Origin of the sequence: Primorskyibacter flagellatus (assembly GCF_048268605.1) — a bacterium.
GTDB classification, from domain to species: Bacteria; Pseudomonadota; Alphaproteobacteria; order Rhodobacterales; family Rhodobacteraceae; genus Primorskyibacter; species Primorskyibacter flagellatus.
In genome coordinates, this window is the sequence record NZ_JBLWVF010000001.1 from 26,042 (window position 1) to 42,608 (window position 16,567).

Consider the following 16,567-nt stretch of genomic DNA (forward strand, 5'->3'; position numbering starts at 1 on the left):
GGGACAATGATGAGGGTATTGGCATTGGTCGTGCTGCTTGTGGGACTGTGCGGACAGGCGTTTGCACAGGACCGTGCATCAGTGGAACGGCAGTATCAAGGCTGGCTGGAACAGCAGGTCTGGCCGCGCGCGCGGGCCGCGGGCGTCGCGCGCGCGACGTTTGACACGGCCTTTTCCGGCGTCACCTTGAACTGGGATCTGCCGGATCTGGTGCCGCCCGGCAGCAAGCCGCGCACGCCGCAACGCCAGCGTCAGGCAGAGTTTGGCAGTCCGGGCAAATACTTCAATCGCGGCTCTGTCGATGCGGCGACCTCTGTGGGGAAACAGATGGGGCGGCGCCATGCTGCTGCCCTTGCGGCGGCAGAACGTCGAACCGGTGTGCCGGGGCGGATCATCCTGGCGATCTGGGGGCGTGAAAGCGGCTATGGTCGGGTGAAGATCCCGCATAATGTCTTTGAGGTGCTGGGCACCAAAGGCTTCATGTCAATGCGGGCGGCCTATTTCACCGACGAGTTGATCGCGGCGCTGCGCATCGCGCAAGCCGGACACGCACCCGCCGGGGCAATGAAATCCAGCTGGGCCGGCGCGCTGGGACAGCCGCAATTCATGCCCTCCAGTTTTCTGGATTATGCCGCCGATGGGGATGGCGACGGCCATGCCGATATCTGGCGGTCCGAGGCGGACACGATCGCCTCGATCGCGCGCTATCTGCAACGGCATGGCTGGATCGCCGGGCGCGACTGGGGGTTCGAGGTAAGCGTGCCCGCGAGTGTTTCCTGCACGCTTGAAGGCCCCGATCAGGGTCGCAAGATCCGTGACTGGGTGGCAATGGGCATCACCCGGATCTCTGGCCGCGCGTTTCCCGACCATGAGAGCCGCGCCGAGGGGTTCTTGCTGATGCCTGCCGGGCGCAGCGGGCCTGCCTTCATCGTGACGCCCAATTTCTACGTCCTCAAGGATTACAACATGAGTGATCTCTACGCGCTTTTCGTCGGTCATGTCGGCGACCGGATCGCCTATGGCGTGGGCGATTTCACCGCGCGCTGGGGCAATGTCGGAGGGCTGAATCGCTCGGATGTGGCGGCGATGCAGCGCGCGCTGGAGGCGATGGGACACGATGTGGGCGGCGCTGACGGGCTGGCCGGGTACAAGACCCGCCGGTCCATCGGTCGCTGGCAAGAAGCCACTGGGCAGAGCGCGACTTGCTTTCCCGAATCTGTGATGAAAGCGGCACTGGCCCGATAGATCATCCACAACACATGCAGCGGATGCGATGCCCGCCCCGGACTTGATCCGGGGCCTTGCGACTGGCGCTGACCTTATGCACCGAGCTTGGCAAAAGGTCCCGGATCAAGTCCGGGACAGGTTGGTCCTAGTCGCCAGTGTCTTCAGCCGCCTTCGCTTCGATCAGAAAGGCAAAACGGTCGCGCAGGCGTCCCCAGGTCGCCGCATCGGGCGCGGCTAGCAGATAGCCGTTGCGCCGACCGGCTGTGTATTCGGAGCCGTCCAGCAGCGCCACATGCCCGCCGGCCTGACGGCAGATGATCACCCCGGCGGCGTGATCCCAGGGTGTCAGATGCCCGGTCACAAGGAAATCCATCTTGCCCTGCGCGAGCATACGGAATTCGTGGCAGGCGCAGCGGATGTTCTGAATGCGCACGAAATCGGGGAAGGTCGCGGCCATGGCGGCGCGCTTGTCCTTGGGCAGCATGGCCAGCGGCAAATAGCCCGAAAGCCCCTCGACCGGGCCGCCTTGCGAGACATGGATGCGGGCCGCGGGGCGGCTCTTGCGAACAAACTCAGCCGGCGATTCCTCATCCGCGATCACCCAATCGTCCAGGATCGGGTCGTAGAGCAGGCCAAAGACCGGACGGCCGAACCGTGTGACCGATACGATCACACCGAACACGGCCAGCCCGTTGGCAAAGTTCCAGGTGCCATCGACGGGATCGATGATGAACGCCAGTTCCGCACCGTCAACCTCGTCCCAGAGGTCGGGCTGCTTGGCCACGCTTTCTTCGCCAACGATCAGCGCGCCCGGAAAAGCGCGCGCCAGTCCGCGCGCGATCATCGCCTCGGCGCTGCGGTCCGCTTCTGTCACCAGATCGTCGGGGCCGGATTTGGTGTCGATCTCGTCGCCCCGCAAGGCCCGGAACCGCGGCAGGATTTCCGTCTTGGACGCGCGGCGCACGAGGTTCACAAGCTGGGTGCGCTGCGCGCGGGTCAGCGGCGCAGTGATCGGCATGGGCAAGGTTTGTGTCATCTGTTCATCCCGGGGCTGAGGTGACGGTTGCCTGTCACATGCCAGCCGGGGGCGTCGGGATCAAGGTGGCTATTCGCGTGACCTGAGAACACGGGCCGGGCTGGCGGCCATCGGGCGCAGCGCAAAGACCAACCCAGACAGAAGGGTCAGCACCACCCCACCAATGACGATGGTCAGGGCATTTCCGGGCAGGAAGGTAAATTCCGTCTCCATCACGAAGGTCAGAACACCCCAAGCCCCCAATCCACCCGCAATGACAGCGACAATGCCCGCGCCCGCGCCCAGAAGGGCAGACCGGAGGGCAAAGCTGCGCAGGATACGGCCTCGGCTGGCACCCAGTGTTTTCAGCAGGGCAGCCTCGAAACTGCGGGCGCGCTCGCCCGCTGCTGCGGCACCGATCAGAACCAGCAGACCGGTCAGCAACGTCGCCGCCGCCCCCCAGCGCGTGGCATTGGCAATCGCGATCAGCAGCGTGCCGACCTGATCAATCGCGTCGCGCACCCTTATGGCGGTGATATTGGGATAGGCCTGTGCCAGATCGCGCAGCATCGGCGCTTCGGCGGCTTCCTCAGCATAGACGGTCGAGATAAAGCTGTGCGGCGCGCCTTGCAGCGCGGCGGGGTTCAACGTCATCACGAACCCGATGCCCATGGTCGAAAAATCGACCTCGCGGAAGCTGGCGATCGTGGCGTCAATGTCGCGGCCAAGGATGTTGACGGTGATCGTATCACCCAACTTCAGACCGATTTCCTCGGCCTCTTCGGCGGCAAAGCTGACCAGAGGCGGGCCGTCATAATCCGGAGCCCACCATTCGCCTGCCGTCAGGGTCGTGTTGTCAGGCAGGTCTTGCGCGTATGTCAGCCCGCGATCACCGCGCACAACCCAGTGGTTGCCCGCCACCTCGCGGGCGGGCCGCCCGTTGATCCGGGTCAGCACGCCGCGCAGCATCGGCGCGGTTGCGACACGCGACACGGCTGGGTCATTTTCCACGCGGTCCAGAAAGCCCGGCATCTGATCCTGCTGGATATCGACAAAGAAATAGGACGGGGCAATCTCAGGCAGCTCTCCGTCGATGGCATTGCGCAGGTTGCCGTCGATCTGTCCGACAGCGGCCAGCACCGAAAGGCCCAGCCCGAGCGAGATCATCACAGAGGCGGCGGCCTCTCCCGGTCCGCCAATCGCCGAAAGCGCCCATCGCAGCACAGGGCGGCCACGGGCAAGCGCGCCGGACGCGCGCGCAAGACGCCGCACACCCTGCGCGGCCAGCGCCAGCACCACAAGTGCGCCCATGATGCCTGCGGCGGTCCAGAGCGTCAGGAAGGCGTTGCCGGAAAACGCGACAGCCGTGCCCAGAAGAACCACCAGCAGCATGGCGGTGGCCAGCAGAAAGCGCGGGCGGGGCAGTAATTTGGCCTGTCCCAACGCATCGCGAAACAGCGTGGCGGCGCGCACATCTTCGGTCCGCGCCAGCGGCCAGAGCGTGAACAGCAATGCCGTCAGCATGCCGTAGATCGCGGCCTCGACCAGCGGGGAAAGATGCAGCGAGAAGTCGGCAGGCACAGGCAGAGAGGCGGATATGATCGGCGCCAGCAGCAGTGGCAGGCTTGCGCCCAGCACCAGGCCGATGACAATGCCCAGCAGGCTGAGCGCACCGATTTGAAGAAAATAGGTCTGAAAGATCACCGCGCGGCTGGCACCCAGCGTGCGTAGCGTGGCAATCACGCCGGTCTTGGCCGACAGATAGGACCGCACGGCGGCAGAGACACCAACGCCGCCCACGGCCAACCCGGAAAGCCCGACCAGCACCAGAAACGCGCCCAGCCGGTCGACGAAGCGCGCGACACCCGGCGCACCGTTGCGGGCATCGCGCCAGCGCATGCCGCTATCCGCGAACCGCTGCTGCGCGGCTTGTTTCATGCTGTCCAAATCGCTGCCGGGGGGCAGGATCAGGCGGTAGTTGGTCTCGAACAGCGTACCGGGGGCGAGCAGACCAGAGCTTTCCAGCGCCTCTGCCCGGACAATTGTCCGAGGCCCAAGGCTGAAGCCCGCGCTGCCTGCGTCCGGTTCAAATGTCAGAAGCGCCGACAGGGTGAAGGCCTGCGTGCCAAGCCGGAAACTGTCACCAGCTTCCAGCCCCAGACGGGCGGCGAGCACGGGTGCCATGACCGCGCCGGGATTTGCCCCGTCGCCGTCCAAAGCATCCGCTAGGGGCATGGCAGGGTCCAGTTCCGGCGTGCCAAGCAGAGGGTAGGCGTTGTCCACGGCCTTGACCTGCGTCAGCGCGCGTTCGTCCTCTTCTGGTCCGGCAACCACGGCCATCGACCGAAACTCGATCACCTTGGACTGTTCGGTGGAAATATCCCGCATCCAGGCCAGCTCTGCTGGATTGGCATCGCGGTAGGTCAGCCGCAATTCGGCGTCGCCGCCCAGAATGACGGCCCCCTGATCAGACAGGCCCGCCTGAATCGCGGCGCGGACAGAGCCGACAGCCGCGATGGCCGCGACCCCCAGTGCAAGACAGGCAAGGAACACGCGAAACCCGCGCAAACCGCCGCGCAATTCCCGCGCGGCAAGACGAAACGCGACCGGCAGGCTCATTCGGCGGCAGCCTGCGATGTATCGCTGGCAGGGTCCGCCACACGCCCGTCATGCAGGCGGATCACCCGGTTACAGCGCGCCGCCAATGCGTTCGAATGGGTCACAAGCACCAGCGTCGCACCATGCCGGTCGCGCAGGTCGAACAGGAGCTCGATGATCGCATCGCCATTGGCGGCATCCAGATTGCCGGTGGGCTCATCGGCCAACAGCAGCCGCGGTCGCGGGGCAGAGGCCCGCGCCAGCGCCACACGCTGTTGCTCGCCCCCCGACAGTTGCGCCGGGTAGTGGTCGGCGCGGTGACCCAGCCCTACGGCCTCCAGCTCTGTCGCGGCGCGCTCGAACGCGTCCTTGTGGCCTGCCAGTTCCAGCGGAGTGGCGACGTTTTCCAGGGCCGTCATCGTCGGGATCAGATGGAAAGACTGAAAGACCACACCCATTCCGTCGCGGCGCATGCGGGCAAGCTGATCCTCGTCCATCTCGCTCAATTCCTGGCCCAACACGGTGACACTTCCGGCGCTGGCACGTTCCAATCCGCCCATGATCATCAGCAACGAGGATTTGCCAGACCCCGACGGGCCGACCAGTGCCAATGTCTCGCCTTCTGACACATCCATCGAGATACCGTGAAGAATCTCTACCGGCCCGGCATTGCCCTCCAGCGCCAGCGTGACATCTTGGAGGGAGAGAATAGGTTTGGTCATTACAGAAAGGTCCAGTCAATGCAGGTACAGGCTCAATATGGTCTCTTGAGGGCGGTGAGCAAGGTCGCGGTCGCGGTCTGGTTCACCTTTGCGACCGTTGCACAGGCGGCCGAGACGCAAATTCTGGCGCTTGGGGACAGCCTGACGCAGGGCTACGGACTATCGCAGGGCGACGGATTCGTGCCGCAACTGCGCAAATGGCTGGCCGCGCGCGGCCATGACGTCGAAGTGATCAATGCGGGCGTTTCCGGCGACACGACCGCAGGGGGGCTGTCGCGGGTCAAGTGGTCGCTGACGCCCGAAGTGGACGGCATGATCGTGGCGCTTGGCGGCAATGACCTGCTGCGCGGACTGCCGCCAGAGGCGGCGCGCGCCAATATCAAGGGCATCCTGGACGTCGCCAAAGCGCAAGGGGTGGAGGTGCTGTTGGTCGGGCTATACGCGCCCGGCAACTTTGGGGCCGAGTATAAAACCGCCTTTGACGCGATGTATCCGGACCTGTCGAAACAGTATGACACGCTTTATTTTCCGGATTTCTTCGAAGGGTTGCGGCAGGCCGGGGCCACGGCGTCGAATAACAGCGCCTTCATGCAGCCCGACGGCATACATCCCAATGCGAAAGGGGTCGGGCACATCGTCAACGAGATCGGGCCAGCGGTTGAACAACTGCTTGAGCGCACCGAAAACTAGACGCCTAGGTCGTGGCTCTGTCGTAACGCCAAGGCAGGCGCGGCGGACGCCCCTGCGACACCAGAAGATCCGGGAAACTCTTTGCCGCTGAAACAAGAATCCCGGGCGGCGGGGCCGTCCGGGGCGCATCTTTCGGCCATCTAGAGGCGGGTTATGCCAGTGAGATATTCACAGCCGATTCACGACCGTCACGGCCAGGTTCAATATCAAAAGTCACCTTCTGGTTGTCTGCAAGGCCGGTCAGACCGGACCGCTCGACCGCGGAAATGTGAACAAAAACGTCCTTGCTGCCGCCATCGGGCGCAATGAAACCGTAACCTTTGGTAGTGTTGAACCATTTGACGGTGCCAGTTGCCATCGTCGTATCTCCTGTCAAAGTCCTGCCCGCGGAACTGCGGCAGTTTGGCTAGTCAGTGCAGAATCGAGAACTGAGCCATTTAACAGCAACAGTGGGTCGATAGTGGTAACGTCGCGACACTATCTTTTCCTCATCTTTCGGCGGTTTTCAAGAAGTTTTACGCAAACTCGATGGCCGAAAAAGCCGGGGGCAAACTTGTGCCTATCGCTTGGAGCCCGGGGACAGCAATATCGCGGCCACGCAAATCCCGAGAGACAAGATGCTACCAATCAGATAGACCAGAAACGCATAGGAAAGTGACCACTCGAAGAATGCCCATCCAGTGCAGGCGGTGATGAAACCGGCAAGACTACCAAGTATAAGCGCGACGATTGCCAACACTTTCTCCTATAAGAATCAGGAACGTTTCCTTCCCTGAAAATCTTATTACCTGAAAATAGGGCAGAAGTAAGACAAAAGTTCGCCTTTAGCGTGTGTTGGCGATAGTGCGCCAAAAATACATCGGCAGACGACGTGAAATTGACCGGCTGAGTCCTGAATATTCGGTCTCTCCGGCCAATAGGCGCAGATATTCGTGGCGCAAGTGAGTGGAACGCACGAAACTATTTATAAAGACCCGGCGAAAAATCGGGCGAAACATCAACTGGCGCAGAAAACGTGCCTGTCCAATAGCTTTCGTGATGGCGCGCAAATCTTGCCGATACTGCGTCAAAGCCGTCTCTGGCGTCCCTTTGGCAAGCGATTGAATACCGGCCAGAGCCGCCATTTGCCCGCTTTTCATCGCATATGCAATGCCTTCCCCGGTGATTGGATCGACCAGCCCAGCCGCGTCACCAGCCAGCAGAACCCGGCCTTTTCCGGGCTGTTTGCGGGCGTGACCAAAGGGCAGGAATTGTCCTTTTACGGTGCTGTGACTCTCAAGTCCCGTTGCCACCAAATAGCGCTCAAGCAAGGATTTGAGGTCGGGATTCCTGCGTAACAGGCCCCCCACGCCTACGGTCACGCCATGTTGTTTGGGAAAGGCCCAGCCATATCCCCAATCGGCTGCGCCGAAATCGATTCGTACCGGCAATGTGTCGGGCGAGGTCTCGCATTCGACCTCCAGCGCAAAACCGATGTCATGGCGATTGAAGGCTGTGCCGAACAGAGACCGGGCTGTCGGGCTATTGACGCCATCAGCCCCAATCACAACCGGCGCTTTCAGCAACGTGCCGTCGACCAACGTGACCGCGCCATCCGGCGTCAGCGATTGCATGGCTCTGCCGGTGAAATCCTCGGCTCCGGCCGCGATTGCCCTTGCGCACAGCTCTGCGTCCAGCGAGCGGCGCATGGCAAGATACAGGGGCGGACAGTCTTGATACGTTCCGAGGTGCTGACCAAACGCGTAAAACGCCATTTCGTTGCGACAAAGCATCGGTGCGTCGGGACGGGGGGCGTCGAAAATCTGTTGAAAATAGCTTAGGCTGCGGCCGGTAAAGCCGCCTCCGCAAAGCTTGTCACGCGGAAATCGGGCCTTGTCCACAAGCGCCGTGCGCAGGCCTGCGCGCGCTGCCGTCACGGCGGCGCAAGCCCCGGCTGGCCCGCCGCCGATGACGATAACATCATGCATGTGACTGGCCGCAGCCGTGCACCGAGCCTAAAGGACCGTCACCTTGGTGCCGACGGGAACGCGCTGATACAGATCGATGACATGCTCGTTGATCATTCGGATACAGCCATTCGAGACCGACCGTCCGATGGACCGCGGCGAGGTGGTGCCATGAATGCGGAAATAGGTGTCCCGGCCATTCTGGAAAAGATAAAGCGCACGCGCGCCAAGCGGGTTTCCCGGACCGCCGGGCTGGACGTAATCATTGTCCTTGAACTTGGCGTAGGTCTTGGGTTCACGCTCGATCATCTCGTTTGTCGGGCGCCAGGTCGGCCATTCCTTCTTGACGTCGATCGACGCAGTGCCGGTAAATTCCAGCCCCGCCTTGCCAACGCCGACACCGTAACGCAGGGCGCGGCCCGGCTCTGTGACATAGTACAGGAAATGGGCGCGCGGGACGATCAGGATCTGTTGCGGTTGCAGCGTCTGTTTGATGCGCACGGCTTGTGGAAGGTAAATCGGGTCAAGTTGGAAGTTCTGTTGCGCCAGCGCCGGGGTGGCGAGGGCGGCAGCACCCGTCGCGAGAAGTGTTCTTCTGGAAATCATGGTCGTGCTCATACTCTCATCTGGACAGCGTATTTTCGCATTATTGAGGGAAAAAGCAACGTGAAGGGGGAAATGTTCCGGTAATTCATGGAATTGTTACCCGTCAATGTTGCCGGCTTGCACCGCGAAAGCAGGGTTGGGCCCTCGTGTCTGAATGTCTGGGAGCCGGGTCGACGATGACGCGTATTGTACTGCCGCCAATCCTGGGGCATCTCGATCTGGCGGATAGGGAAGAGGGCAGTCATGGAATTGATAGCAACAGGGGCTTTGATGGGATTGGGCGGCACTGTCGCAATGGATATATGGGCGGAGGTGCTGAACCGCTTCGCCGGGCAACCAAAGCCCAACTGGGCGAATGTCGGTCGGTGGTCAGGCCACACCCTGCGCGGCAAACTCTTTCACGACAGCATTGCAGAGGCCGCGCCGGTCGCGTCCGAAACAGCGCTCGGATGGGGGGTGCATTACGGCGTGGGTGTGCTCTACGGGGTGATGTTCGTGCTGATCGTCGGGACCGCCTGGGTGGCCGCGCCGACATTCCTGCCGGTGTGGATCTTTGCGCTGATCACGATTGCGGCGGGGTGGTTTCTGCTACAGCCCGGAATGGGGCTGGGCTGGGCGGCGTCGCGAACAGACACGCCCTGGAAGGTGCGGATCATGGGGCTGATCGCCCATACGGTGTTTGGTTTGGGAATGTATCTCACGGCGATCTTGCTGTCATAGCTGACGCGGTGAGGGTTGGGATGGGCCGGTGGCCCACCCCGCAAGCGGTCTTAGACCAGCTCGATATTCGACGCGCTTTCGCGGCCGTCACGGCCGGATTCCAGCTCGTACTCAACTTTCTGGTTGTCGGCCAGGCCGGTTAGGCCCGAACGCTCAACAGCGGAGATATGGACGAAAACGTCCTTGCCGCCTGCGTCAGGTGCGATGAAGCCGAAGCCTTTTGTGGTGTTGAACCATTTCACGGTGCCAGTAGCCATATCCGTGGTCTCCTAATCATTTGCTGCCCACTTTATTGCGGCAGCCCGGCGCGGTCGGTCTTGATCGAGGAACTGAGCGCCGTGTAAGGGAGACAGTAGAGCGATAGAGAATAACGTAGCGAGGCAGCGTATGGCAGGCTTTGTGATTCGTGGCAAGGACGGAGTTTGTGTCAAATGGTTTCGTGGCGAAACCTTGTTTGTTATCAATTAGTTAAATTGTTCCGCATGTAGGTCCTGACCGAATGGGAGCCACTTTATCAGGGTTGCGCAAGTGTGGATTCCACCGCGCGGTGGGTCATTAAGGGGGCGCAAAGACCGGCTGCACAGGCGGCTTCGCGCGGGGCGGGTCAGATCGCCGCCCAGTCAGTGAAACGGAAAGGTTTCGGCGGCTGCGGCGCATTTTGGGGTTGCCTGGATGTGTCGGGGGCGGGTTGGTCATGCTTGGTTGTCATGGGATCTTTCCTCCTGACCCCATCATGCCTGATCGCGGGGCTGTGCCACAGTCAGGTATTCCGGACCGGGTTTTGCCTCTGACGGCAAGGCCGTTTTGCACCGGCGGGGAAATCTCCGTCCCATGCAGGGTTGGCGTGGGGCCGCGCAGTGATATGGTGGTCGCAACCAAGGAGACTGCGATGAACAAGCCCCACCACAGCGACGTCACCTTGCGCACACTGGCAATGCCCGCGGATACAAATGTCTCGGGCGATATTTTTGGTGGCTGGGTGCTGAGCCAGATGGACATCGCGGCGGGCATCGTCGCGGGCGAGCGCGCCGAGGGACGTGTCGCCACTGTGGCCGTGGACGCGATGAAGTTCCTCCGCCCGGTCAAGGTGGGGGACGTGCTGTGCGTCTATTGCGAGATCAAGCGCGTCGGACGCACATCCATGGCCATAGACGTCGAGGCCTGGGTCCGCCGGGGCCTCGCCACGGGTCGCGAAAAGGTGACCGAGGCGATCTTTACCTTTGTGACGATTGATGATGAGGGCAAGCCTAGGGAGGTGCCGGGCTAGGGTGGTTTTCCCGCGTTTTCGACGGGAAGGTGCATTGAAAGCCGGATCATAGGCGCCGACGCGTAGGAAATCATTGTCAGCCTTCAGATGTGCCACCAATTGGAACGAAATCCGAGGTTATGGCTGCAACCAATCCTTGTCTGGACGGAACACCCAGGGGAGATGGCGGAAAGCTGCCCGGCCACAGGTCATGTCAGTCCGCGAGCATTTCTGGTCGCGACGAGATCTGTGTGGCCAGTGTATTCTTTCGAGACATCGCCCAGAAAGCTGCCTTTGGCTTCGTTCATCGCGCTGAGCAGCCGGTCGATCGTGAAATAATCCGAGTTGTTCTTGGAATAGCCGCCACTTTGCATGGCCCATAGGACTTTGGCTTGCAGCGCGGGAGTGTAGCGGTAGTGAAGCAGCGGTATCAGAACCCTATGGCTGAGGCGGAGCGTCGTTTCATGCGATGAAAGATACCACGCGCCGCGCCGCCACTTTTGCAGGAGCGGCTTTACGAACCGCCCGGCGGGCGATTTGCGCGCCCCCAGAGCGCGTAGTTTCCAGATCTCGAACGCAGAAAACTGACGAGCGTTTGGCAGGTAGGCGCGGTTGAGCCTGGACCGTGCGCCCGCATAGTGGTGCCGTGGCGGCCCGTTGCGCCGCAACGAAAAATGCCGCACGCCGTCGAAATACCACCGCCCGTTGCGCGGGTCATCGGCGGCAGGCGTGTCCTGTGCGAGGTCGTCGAAATGGGCGGGGTAGAGGTCGATCATGCCGCCCCATGCGCCCGCCGCGCCGTCCCGCTCTAACCGATTGGCAAGGCCATCCAGCGTCGCTCCCGAGGGCAGCGATGCAAACTCGTCAATGTCGCATTGGATCATCCACCTGCCGTCGCAAAGCCAGTTCGCCAGCGCGGTGCGCCACAGGTGAATCTGGCGATAGCCTGACACGCTGCGCACCGTTGGCGGGCGTTCGGTGTCGGCCACGCTGTCGCCGTAGCGCCGCGTGCTTTCCAGCACCATGACATCGGGTTGATCGTCAAGCAGATCGCGGCTGGTGTCATCCGACCGATCATCAAGCAGCACGAATCTGGACACGCCCAGCCCACGGTAGTGATCCAGAAAGGCAGGAAGCAGGTAGCTTTCGTTCCGGAAAACCGCGATCAGCGTCAGCCCGTCCCGATCAACCAGCGACCTGCCAGCGATCCGCACATCGTCGGGAAGCGGCGCATACATGGTTCATTCCCACTCGATCGTGCCCGGAGGTTTCGAGGTCACGTCATAGGTGACGCGGTTGATGCCTTTGACCTCGTTGATGATCCGTGTCGCCGTCTCGCCCAGAAATTCATGGGTGAACGGATAATAATCGGCGGTCATCCCATCGACAGAGTTCACGGCACGCAGCGCGCAGGCGAAGTCATAGGTCCGCCCGTCGCCCATTACGCCGACGGTGCGGACGGGCAGAATGGCGACGAAGGCTTGCCAGATCTCGTCATACAGACCGTGTTTGCGGATCTGGTCGATATAGACCGCATCGGCCTTGCGCAGGATCTCCAGCTTTTCGCGGGTGATCTCTCCGGGGCAGCGGATTGCCAGGCCGGGGCCGGGAAAGGGGTGGCGGCCGATGAAGCTGGCTGGCAGGCCAAGCTCGTGGCCCAACGCGCGCACCTCGTCCTTGAACAACTCGCGCAGCGGCTCGACCAGCTTCAGACCCATCTTTTCAGGCAGGCCGCCGACATTGTGGTGGCTCTTGATGGTGACCGAAGGGCCACCGCTGAACGATACCGATTCGATGACGTCAGGATACAGCGTGCCTTGGGCCAGGAACTCTGCGCCCTCGATCCCATCGGCGTATTTCTGGAATACGTCGATGAAAAGCCCGCCGATGATCTTGCGCTTGGTTTCCGGGTCGGACACGCCATCCAGCTTGCCAAGGAACAATTCGCTTTCATCGGCATGGATCAGCGGCAGATTGTAATGTTCACGGAACATGTTGACGACCTCGGTCGCCTCGTTCATCCGCAATAGCCCGTGATCGACAAAGACGCAGGTAAGCTGATCGCCGATTGCTTCGTGAAGCAGAACGGCGGCCACCGAACTGTCAACGCCGCCGGACAGCGCGCAGATGACTTTCGCATCGCCTACCTGCTGCTGGATCTTGCGGATCGCTTCCTCGCGATAGGCACCCATTGTCCAGTCGCCGGTAAAGCCAGCGTCCTTGACGAAATTCTCGTAAAGCGTCTTGCCGTTGGGCGTGTGATGCACCTCGGGGTGGAACTGCGCGGCATAAAACCGGCGGTCCAGATCGGCGGTGATCGCATAGGGCGCGCCGGGCGAGGTGGCGTAGACCTGAAAGCCGGGGGCAAGATCGGCGACGTGATCGCCATGGCTCATCCAGACTTGTTCGCGGCCCGATCCGTCCATGAACCAGCCTTGCAACAGGTCGATCCGGTCCGGTTCCGGCGTGACATAGGCGCGGCCGAATTCACTGGTGCCTTCGCCGCCGATAACGCGACCGCCAAGATCCTGCATCATGACCTGCTGGCCGTAGCAAATGCCAAGGATCGGCACGCCAAGGTCATAGACCGATTTGGGCGGGCGCGGGCTGCCTTCGCGGGTGACCGAATCCGGCCCGCCCGAGAAAATCACGGCCTTGGGCGCAAAGTCGCGCAGAAAGGCATCGGTGACATTCTGATAGGGGTGGATTTCGCAATAGACATTCAGCTCTCGCAGGCGGCGCGCAATCAGCTGCGTTACCTGGGATCCAAAGTCGATGATAAGGAGGCGGTCATGCGATATCTGGCTCATGCGCCAAGCTCGTAGCCCTTTGGCGCAAGCGAGGCAAGAGCGTGGATCGCGGATCGTGTGATTGCGTTCAGAACGGCGCGCTTAACCCATGGAACTGGCTTGTTCGGTGCCGCGGATCGCGCCCCGACGACTGTCCAGCCGGGCGCTCCAAATCGCGATGGCGGCCCAGGAGATGACATAGACAACGCCGATCGCGATCACCACTTCGCCGGGTAATGGACCGACATCGGCGCGTTGAATGACCTGTGACACGGATTGTGCTGGCGTTGGGTGCACCACGAGTTTGCCCGTATAGGCCAGCGCCTGGATCAACAGGATCCACAGATAGTTGCGCCGGATCCGTCGACCGACAGCCACCATAGACGAGACATGGTAGCGTGGGCGCAGATAATCATTTGCCAGTACCTTCTGCCAGTCTTCTTCAAGATGCAGGTCGCCATCGGCCAGCATGGGCGCGTAAAAATGCACCTCCATCCAGCGGGCGCGGGCGCGCCAGACGTTGAAATAGCGATAGCGCCGGGCCTCCAGCATCAGGAACAGGATGATCAGAACACCGACCAGAACAAGCGGCAGCGGCGATGCTTCGGGCGCGGCGTAAGAGATTGACAGCGCAACGCCCAACGTGACGACGGCCCAGTTGGTCGTGGTGTCCAGCCGGGTGCGCCAGATCGTGCTGCGATACACCTCGCCACGATAAAGATGTGCGACCGCGGTGATTTCTGACGATGTCAGGGTTTTGCGTTCCTGCGCCGGTTCCGAAATTGCTGCACCCTCCTGATTTCAAGGCGTTCCGCCGCTTTTTCAGGCATGATGCAACCTGCCTGTCGCGAGGTCAAAGAAAACCGGGCGAAGCTTGGGGTTGTGTCAGGAAAGGGGATGGATGTCGTTTTCGCCCCACAACTGCCGGAAACCGGAAAAACACTTCTGAGTCTGCGCGGTAAGACGCTTGGACAGGTGGGTCCATGATGGGCCGGAACGGCAATTTGCGAGGGCGGGATATGGTTGAAGCAGCAGGTCGCAGGCGCGCACGGGGCGGTGGCGGTGCCGCGCGCAGGGCAGAACGCACTGCAGTCAGCGTCGAAACCGCCCGCTATATCGAGCGGAACATCCCGAATTTCGAGGTTCTGACCACCGAAGCCCTGGAGATCATCGAGCATAACGCCGAAACAGTGCTGGAAGAAATCGGGGTCAACTTCGTCAACAACCCCGCAGCGCTGGAGCTTTGGCGCGAGGCGGGGGCCGATATTGATGGCGAACGTGTGCGCATTCCGCGTGGCCTTGCCCGGCAGCTTTGCAGCACCGCGCCGAAAAGCTACACCCAGCACGCCCGCAACCCGGAGCGCAATGTCGAGATCGGGGGCAAGTCGCTGGTGCTGGCACCGGTTTACGGCCCGCCCTTCGTGCGCGATGTTGCCGGTGGCCGCCGTTACGCCACGATGGAGGATTTCCGCAAGTTCGTGAAGCTGGGCTACATGTCGAAATGGCTGCACCATTCCGGTGGCACTGTTTGCGAACCGACGGACATTCCGGTCAACAAACGCCATCTGGACATGCTGCAAGCCCACATGACCCTGTCGGACAAGCCCTTCATGGGGTCCGTCACCGAACCCAGCCGCGCGCAGGATTCGGTGGACATGTGCGAAATTCTGTTCGGCAAGGAGTTCGTGCAGCAAAACACTGTGATGACCTCGCTCATCAACATCAACTCGCCGTTGACTTTCGACGATGTGATGATGGGCGCGCTGGAGGTTTATGCGCGCAACAATCAGGCGGCGATCATCTCTCCCTTCATCGTGGGCGGCGCGATGGCGCCGGTGTCGGTGACGGGCACGCTGACGCAAGTGCTGGCCGAAGTGCTGGCGGGCATCGCCTATTCGCAGCTGGTCCGCAAAGGCGCGCCGGTGATTTTCGGCGCTTTCGTGACGTCGATTGACATGAATTCGGGCGCGCCCACATTCGGCACACCCGAGGCCAGCCACATCACCTATGGTGCCGGTCAGCTTGCGCGGCGACTGGGGCTGCCATTCCGGTCTGCCGGATCGTTCTGCGGATCGAAACTGCCCGATGCGCAGGCCGCATACGAGACGGCGAACAGCCTGAACATGGGGCTTCTGTCGGGCGTGAACTTCATGCTGCATGCCTGCGGCTGGCTCGAAGGTGGATTGGTGTCGAGCTTCGAGAAATTCGTGATGGATGCCGATCAGCTGGGCGCGCTGCACAAGTTCGCGCAGGGCGTCAATGTTGACGAGGAAGCGCAGGCGCTGGATGCGATCCGCGAGGTCGGGCCGGGCGGACATTACCTTGGTTGCGCGCATACGCAGGCGCATTTCAAGACCGCCTTCTGGCGGTCCGAGACCTTCGATTACAAACCGTTCGAGACATGGGACGAAGAAGGCGCACGCGATTCCGAAGCGCTGGCCGCCTTGCGGGTCGAAAAGCTGCTGAACGATTATCAGCAGCCCGCGCTTGACCCCGCGATCAACGAGGCGCTGAACGCCTATGTCGTCGAAAAGAAGGCGTCGATGCCGGACGCCTTCATGTAAGTTTCCTCAGGTCTGGCCCGCGCTGCGCAGCACGCGGGCCTCGCCCATCATCGCCACCAGTAATTCGACATGGCGGGCGATGGAATAGCCTGCATCGCTTGCCTCGCGGCGGGCGTTCAGCTCTGCCTCTATCTCCATCAGACGCATGAGGGCAGGCCCGGTGCGCGGCAGCGCGCCATACCCCAGAAGTCGTGGAAGATGCGCGGTGCGTTGGTAATCCTGCGCACCGATTCGCGCTGCCCGGATCAACAAGCGAGGGCGTTTGAGCGCGTGCAGAAGGCTGAGAATGTCTTGCATGGCGTCGGGTCCTTTTCTCCAAATCCACGGAAACCATGACACAAGTTTTTCGGGTGTTGCGAAGGGCGCGCCTTCACCGAACGCTTGGTTCAGCGGCATTTATACTTTGGAAACAATGATGGTGAATTCATGGCCATGTTAACGAAG

At 61.6% G+C, this 16,567-nt stretch carries 16 protein-coding genes; 5 read left to right on the forward strand and 11 right to left on the reverse strand.

All coding sequences use genetic code 11. The features are described 5' to 3' along the window. Positions 1 to 6 precede the first annotated feature (6 nt). Positions 7 to 1,245, forward strand: a complete 1,239-nt coding sequence (locus ACN0WV_RS00130; protein WP_417602843.1) for a lytic murein transglycosylase — start codon at positions 7 to 9, stop codon at positions 1,243 to 1,245. A 127-nt stretch (positions 1,246 to 1,372) separates the two neighbouring features. On the opposite strand, the gene ACN0WV_RS00135 is transcribed toward ACN0WV_RS00130, so the two are convergent. The 3 genes from ACN0WV_RS00135 to ACN0WV_RS00145 form a co-directional block, all read right to left on the reverse strand. Further along, positions 1,373 to 2,263: an inositol monophosphatase family protein gene (locus ACN0WV_RS00135; RefSeq protein ID WP_417602845.1), complete on the reverse strand. Its 891-nt coding sequence runs from the start codon at positions 2,261 to 2,263 to the stop codon at positions 1,373 to 1,375. A 69-nt stretch (positions 2,264 to 2,332) separates the two neighbouring features. Beyond that, a complete protein-coding gene (locus ACN0WV_RS00140) occupies positions 2,333 to 4,861 on the reverse strand; it encodes an ABC transporter permease (RefSeq protein ID WP_417602847.1) in 2,529 nt (842 codons plus the stop codon). Then, positions 4,858 to 5,562: an ABC transporter ATP-binding protein gene (locus ACN0WV_RS00145; protein WP_417602849.1), complete on the reverse strand. Its 705-nt coding sequence runs from the start codon at positions 5,560 to 5,562 to the stop codon at positions 4,858 to 4,860. The genes ACN0WV_RS00140 and ACN0WV_RS00145 overlap by 4 nt, the downstream gene beginning before the upstream one ends. Positions 5,563 to 5,580: 18 nt before the next feature. Here ACN0WV_RS00145 and ACN0WV_RS00150 point away from each other — a divergent pair, with 18 nt between their 5' ends. Continuing rightward, a complete protein-coding gene (locus tag ACN0WV_RS00150) occupies positions 5,581 to 6,252 on the forward strand; it encodes an arylesterase (RefSeq protein ID WP_084352687.1) in 672 nt (223 codons plus the stop codon). 151 nt (positions 6,253 to 6,403) lie between these two features. Here the strand turns inward: ACN0WV_RS00150 and ACN0WV_RS00155 are convergent, their stop codons facing one another. From ACN0WV_RS00155 to ACN0WV_RS00165, 3 genes are all read right to left on the reverse strand, one after another. Further along, complete coding sequence (locus tag ACN0WV_RS00155) at positions 6,404 to 6,610, reverse strand: cold-shock protein (protein ID WP_084352686.1); 207 nt, start codon at positions 6,608 to 6,610, stop codon at positions 6,404 to 6,406. Between the two features lie 466 nt (positions 6,611 to 7,076). Continuing rightward, positions 7,077 to 8,219 carry an NAD(P)/FAD-dependent oxidoreductase gene (locus tag ACN0WV_RS00160; RefSeq protein ID WP_417602852.1) on the reverse strand — a complete coding sequence of 381 codons (1,143 nt, stop codon included), beginning with the start codon at positions 8,217 to 8,219 and terminating at the stop codon, positions 7,077 to 7,079. A gap of 27 nt (positions 8,220 to 8,246) precedes the next feature. Beyond that, positions 8,247 to 8,804, reverse strand: a complete 558-nt coding sequence (locus ACN0WV_RS00165; protein ID WP_084352744.1) for a L,D-transpeptidase — start codon at positions 8,802 to 8,804, stop codon at positions 8,247 to 8,249. A 243-nt stretch (positions 8,805 to 9,047) separates the two neighbouring features. Here ACN0WV_RS00165 and ACN0WV_RS00170 point away from each other — a divergent pair, with 243 nt between their 5' ends. After that, positions 9,048 to 9,524 (forward strand): DUF2938 domain-containing protein, encoded by a 477-nt coding sequence (locus ACN0WV_RS00170; protein ID WP_084352684.1) that lies wholly within the window; start codon positions 9,048 to 9,050, stop codon positions 9,522 to 9,524. Positions 9,525 to 9,574: 50 nt separating this feature from the next. Here ACN0WV_RS00170 and ACN0WV_RS00175 read toward each other — a convergent pair whose 3' ends face one another. Beyond that, positions 9,575 to 9,781: a cold-shock protein gene (locus ACN0WV_RS00175; RefSeq protein ID WP_084352683.1), complete on the reverse strand. Its 207-nt coding sequence runs from the start codon at positions 9,779 to 9,781 to the stop codon at positions 9,575 to 9,577. Between the two features lie 632 nt (positions 9,782 to 10,413). Between ACN0WV_RS00175 and ACN0WV_RS00180 the strand changes: the two genes are divergently transcribed. After that, positions 10,414 to 10,791: an acyl-CoA thioesterase gene (locus tag ACN0WV_RS00180; protein WP_417602855.1), complete on the forward strand. Its 378-nt coding sequence runs from the start codon at positions 10,414 to 10,416 to the stop codon at positions 10,789 to 10,791. A gap of 188 nt (positions 10,792 to 10,979) precedes the next feature. On the opposite strand, the gene ACN0WV_RS00185 is transcribed toward ACN0WV_RS00180, so the two are convergent. The 3 genes from ACN0WV_RS00185 to ACN0WV_RS00195 form a co-directional block, all read right to left on the reverse strand. Next, positions 10,980 to 12,008, reverse strand: a complete 1,029-nt coding sequence (locus tag ACN0WV_RS00185) for a glycosyltransferase family 2 protein (RefSeq protein ID WP_084352681.1) — start codon at positions 12,006 to 12,008, stop codon at positions 10,980 to 10,982. Between the two features lie 3 nt (positions 12,009 to 12,011). Next, positions 12,012 to 13,580 (reverse strand): glutamine-hydrolyzing GMP synthase, encoded by a 1,569-nt coding sequence (gene guaA / locus ACN0WV_RS00190; protein WP_417602857.1) that lies wholly within the window; start codon positions 13,578 to 13,580, stop codon positions 12,012 to 12,014. An 81-nt stretch (positions 13,581 to 13,661) separates the two neighbouring features. Beyond that, entirely contained in the window at positions 13,662 to 14,297 is a 636-nt protein-coding gene (locus tag ACN0WV_RS00195; RefSeq protein ID WP_084352679.1) for a DUF2270 domain-containing protein, read from the reverse strand. A gap of 281 nt (positions 14,298 to 14,578) precedes the next feature. Here ACN0WV_RS00195 and ACN0WV_RS00200 point away from each other — a divergent pair, with 281 nt between their 5' ends. Then, on the forward strand, positions 14,579 to 16,123 hold the full coding sequence (locus ACN0WV_RS00200; protein WP_417602859.1) for a trimethylamine methyltransferase family protein: 1,545 nt from the start codon (positions 14,579 to 14,581) through the stop codon (positions 16,121 to 16,123). A gap of 6 nt (positions 16,124 to 16,129) precedes the next feature. On the opposite strand, the gene ACN0WV_RS00205 is transcribed toward ACN0WV_RS00200, so the two are convergent. After that, the gene (locus tag ACN0WV_RS00205; protein WP_417602861.1) at positions 16,130 to 16,420 is read right to left on the reverse strand and encodes a DUF6477 family protein; all 291 of its coding nucleotides are present in this window, start codon (positions 16,418 to 16,420) and stop codon (positions 16,130 to 16,132) included. Positions 16,421 to 16,567: the final 147 nt, after the last annotated feature.

Coding starts and splice junctions, on each gene's coding strand:
- ACN0WV_RS00185 (WP_084352681.1), bottom strand. CDS start 12,008: ATGTATGCGCCGCTTCCCGACGATGTGCGGATCGCTGGCAGGTCGCTG.
- ACN0WV_RS00150 (WP_084352687.1), top strand. CDS start 5,581: ATGCAGGTACAGGCTCAATATGGTCTCTTGAGGGCGGTGAGCAAGGTC.
- ACN0WV_RS00200 (WP_417602859.1), top strand. CDS start 14,579: ATGGTTGAAGCAGCAGGTCGCAGGCGCGCACGGGGCGGTGGCGGTGCC.
- ACN0WV_RS00175 (WP_084352683.1), bottom strand. CDS start 9,781: ATGGCTACTGGCACCGTGAAATGGTTCAACACCACAAAAGGCTTCGGC.
- ACN0WV_RS00130 (WP_417602843.1), top strand. CDS start 7: ATGATGAGGGTATTGGCATTGGTCGTGCTGCTTGTGGGACTGTGCGGA.
- ACN0WV_RS00145 (WP_417602849.1), bottom strand. CDS start 5,562: ATGACCAAACCTATTCTCTCCCTCCAAGATGTCACGCTGGCGCTGGAG.
- ACN0WV_RS00155 (WP_084352686.1), bottom strand. CDS start 6,610: ATGGCAACTGGCACCGTCAAATGGTTCAACACTACCAAAGGTTACGGT.
- ACN0WV_RS00140 (WP_417602847.1), bottom strand. CDS start 4,861: ATGAGCCTGCCGGTCGCGTTTCGTCTTGCCGCGCGGGAATTGCGCGGC.
- ACN0WV_RS00170 (WP_084352684.1), top strand. CDS start 9,048: ATGGAATTGATAGCAACAGGGGCTTTGATGGGATTGGGCGGCACTGTC.
- guaA (WP_417602857.1), bottom strand. CDS start 13,580: ATGAGCCAGATATCGCATGACCGCCTCCTTATCATCGACTTTGGATCC.
- ACN0WV_RS00160 (WP_417602852.1), bottom strand. CDS start 8,219: ATGCATGATGTTATCGTCATCGGCGGCGGGCCAGCCGGGGCTTGCGCC.
- ACN0WV_RS00165 (WP_084352744.1), bottom strand. CDS start 8,804: ATGATTTCCAGAAGAACACTTCTCGCGACGGGTGCTGCCGCCCTCGCC.
- ACN0WV_RS00135 (WP_417602845.1), bottom strand. CDS start 2,263: ATGACACAAACCTTGCCCATGCCGATCACTGCGCCGCTGACCCGCGCG.
- ACN0WV_RS00205 (WP_417602861.1), bottom strand. CDS start 16,420: ATGCAAGACATTCTCAGCCTTCTGCACGCGCTCAAACGCCCTCGCTTG.
- ACN0WV_RS00180 (WP_417602855.1), top strand. CDS start 10,414: ATGAACAAGCCCCACCACAGCGACGTCACCTTGCGCACACTGGCAATG.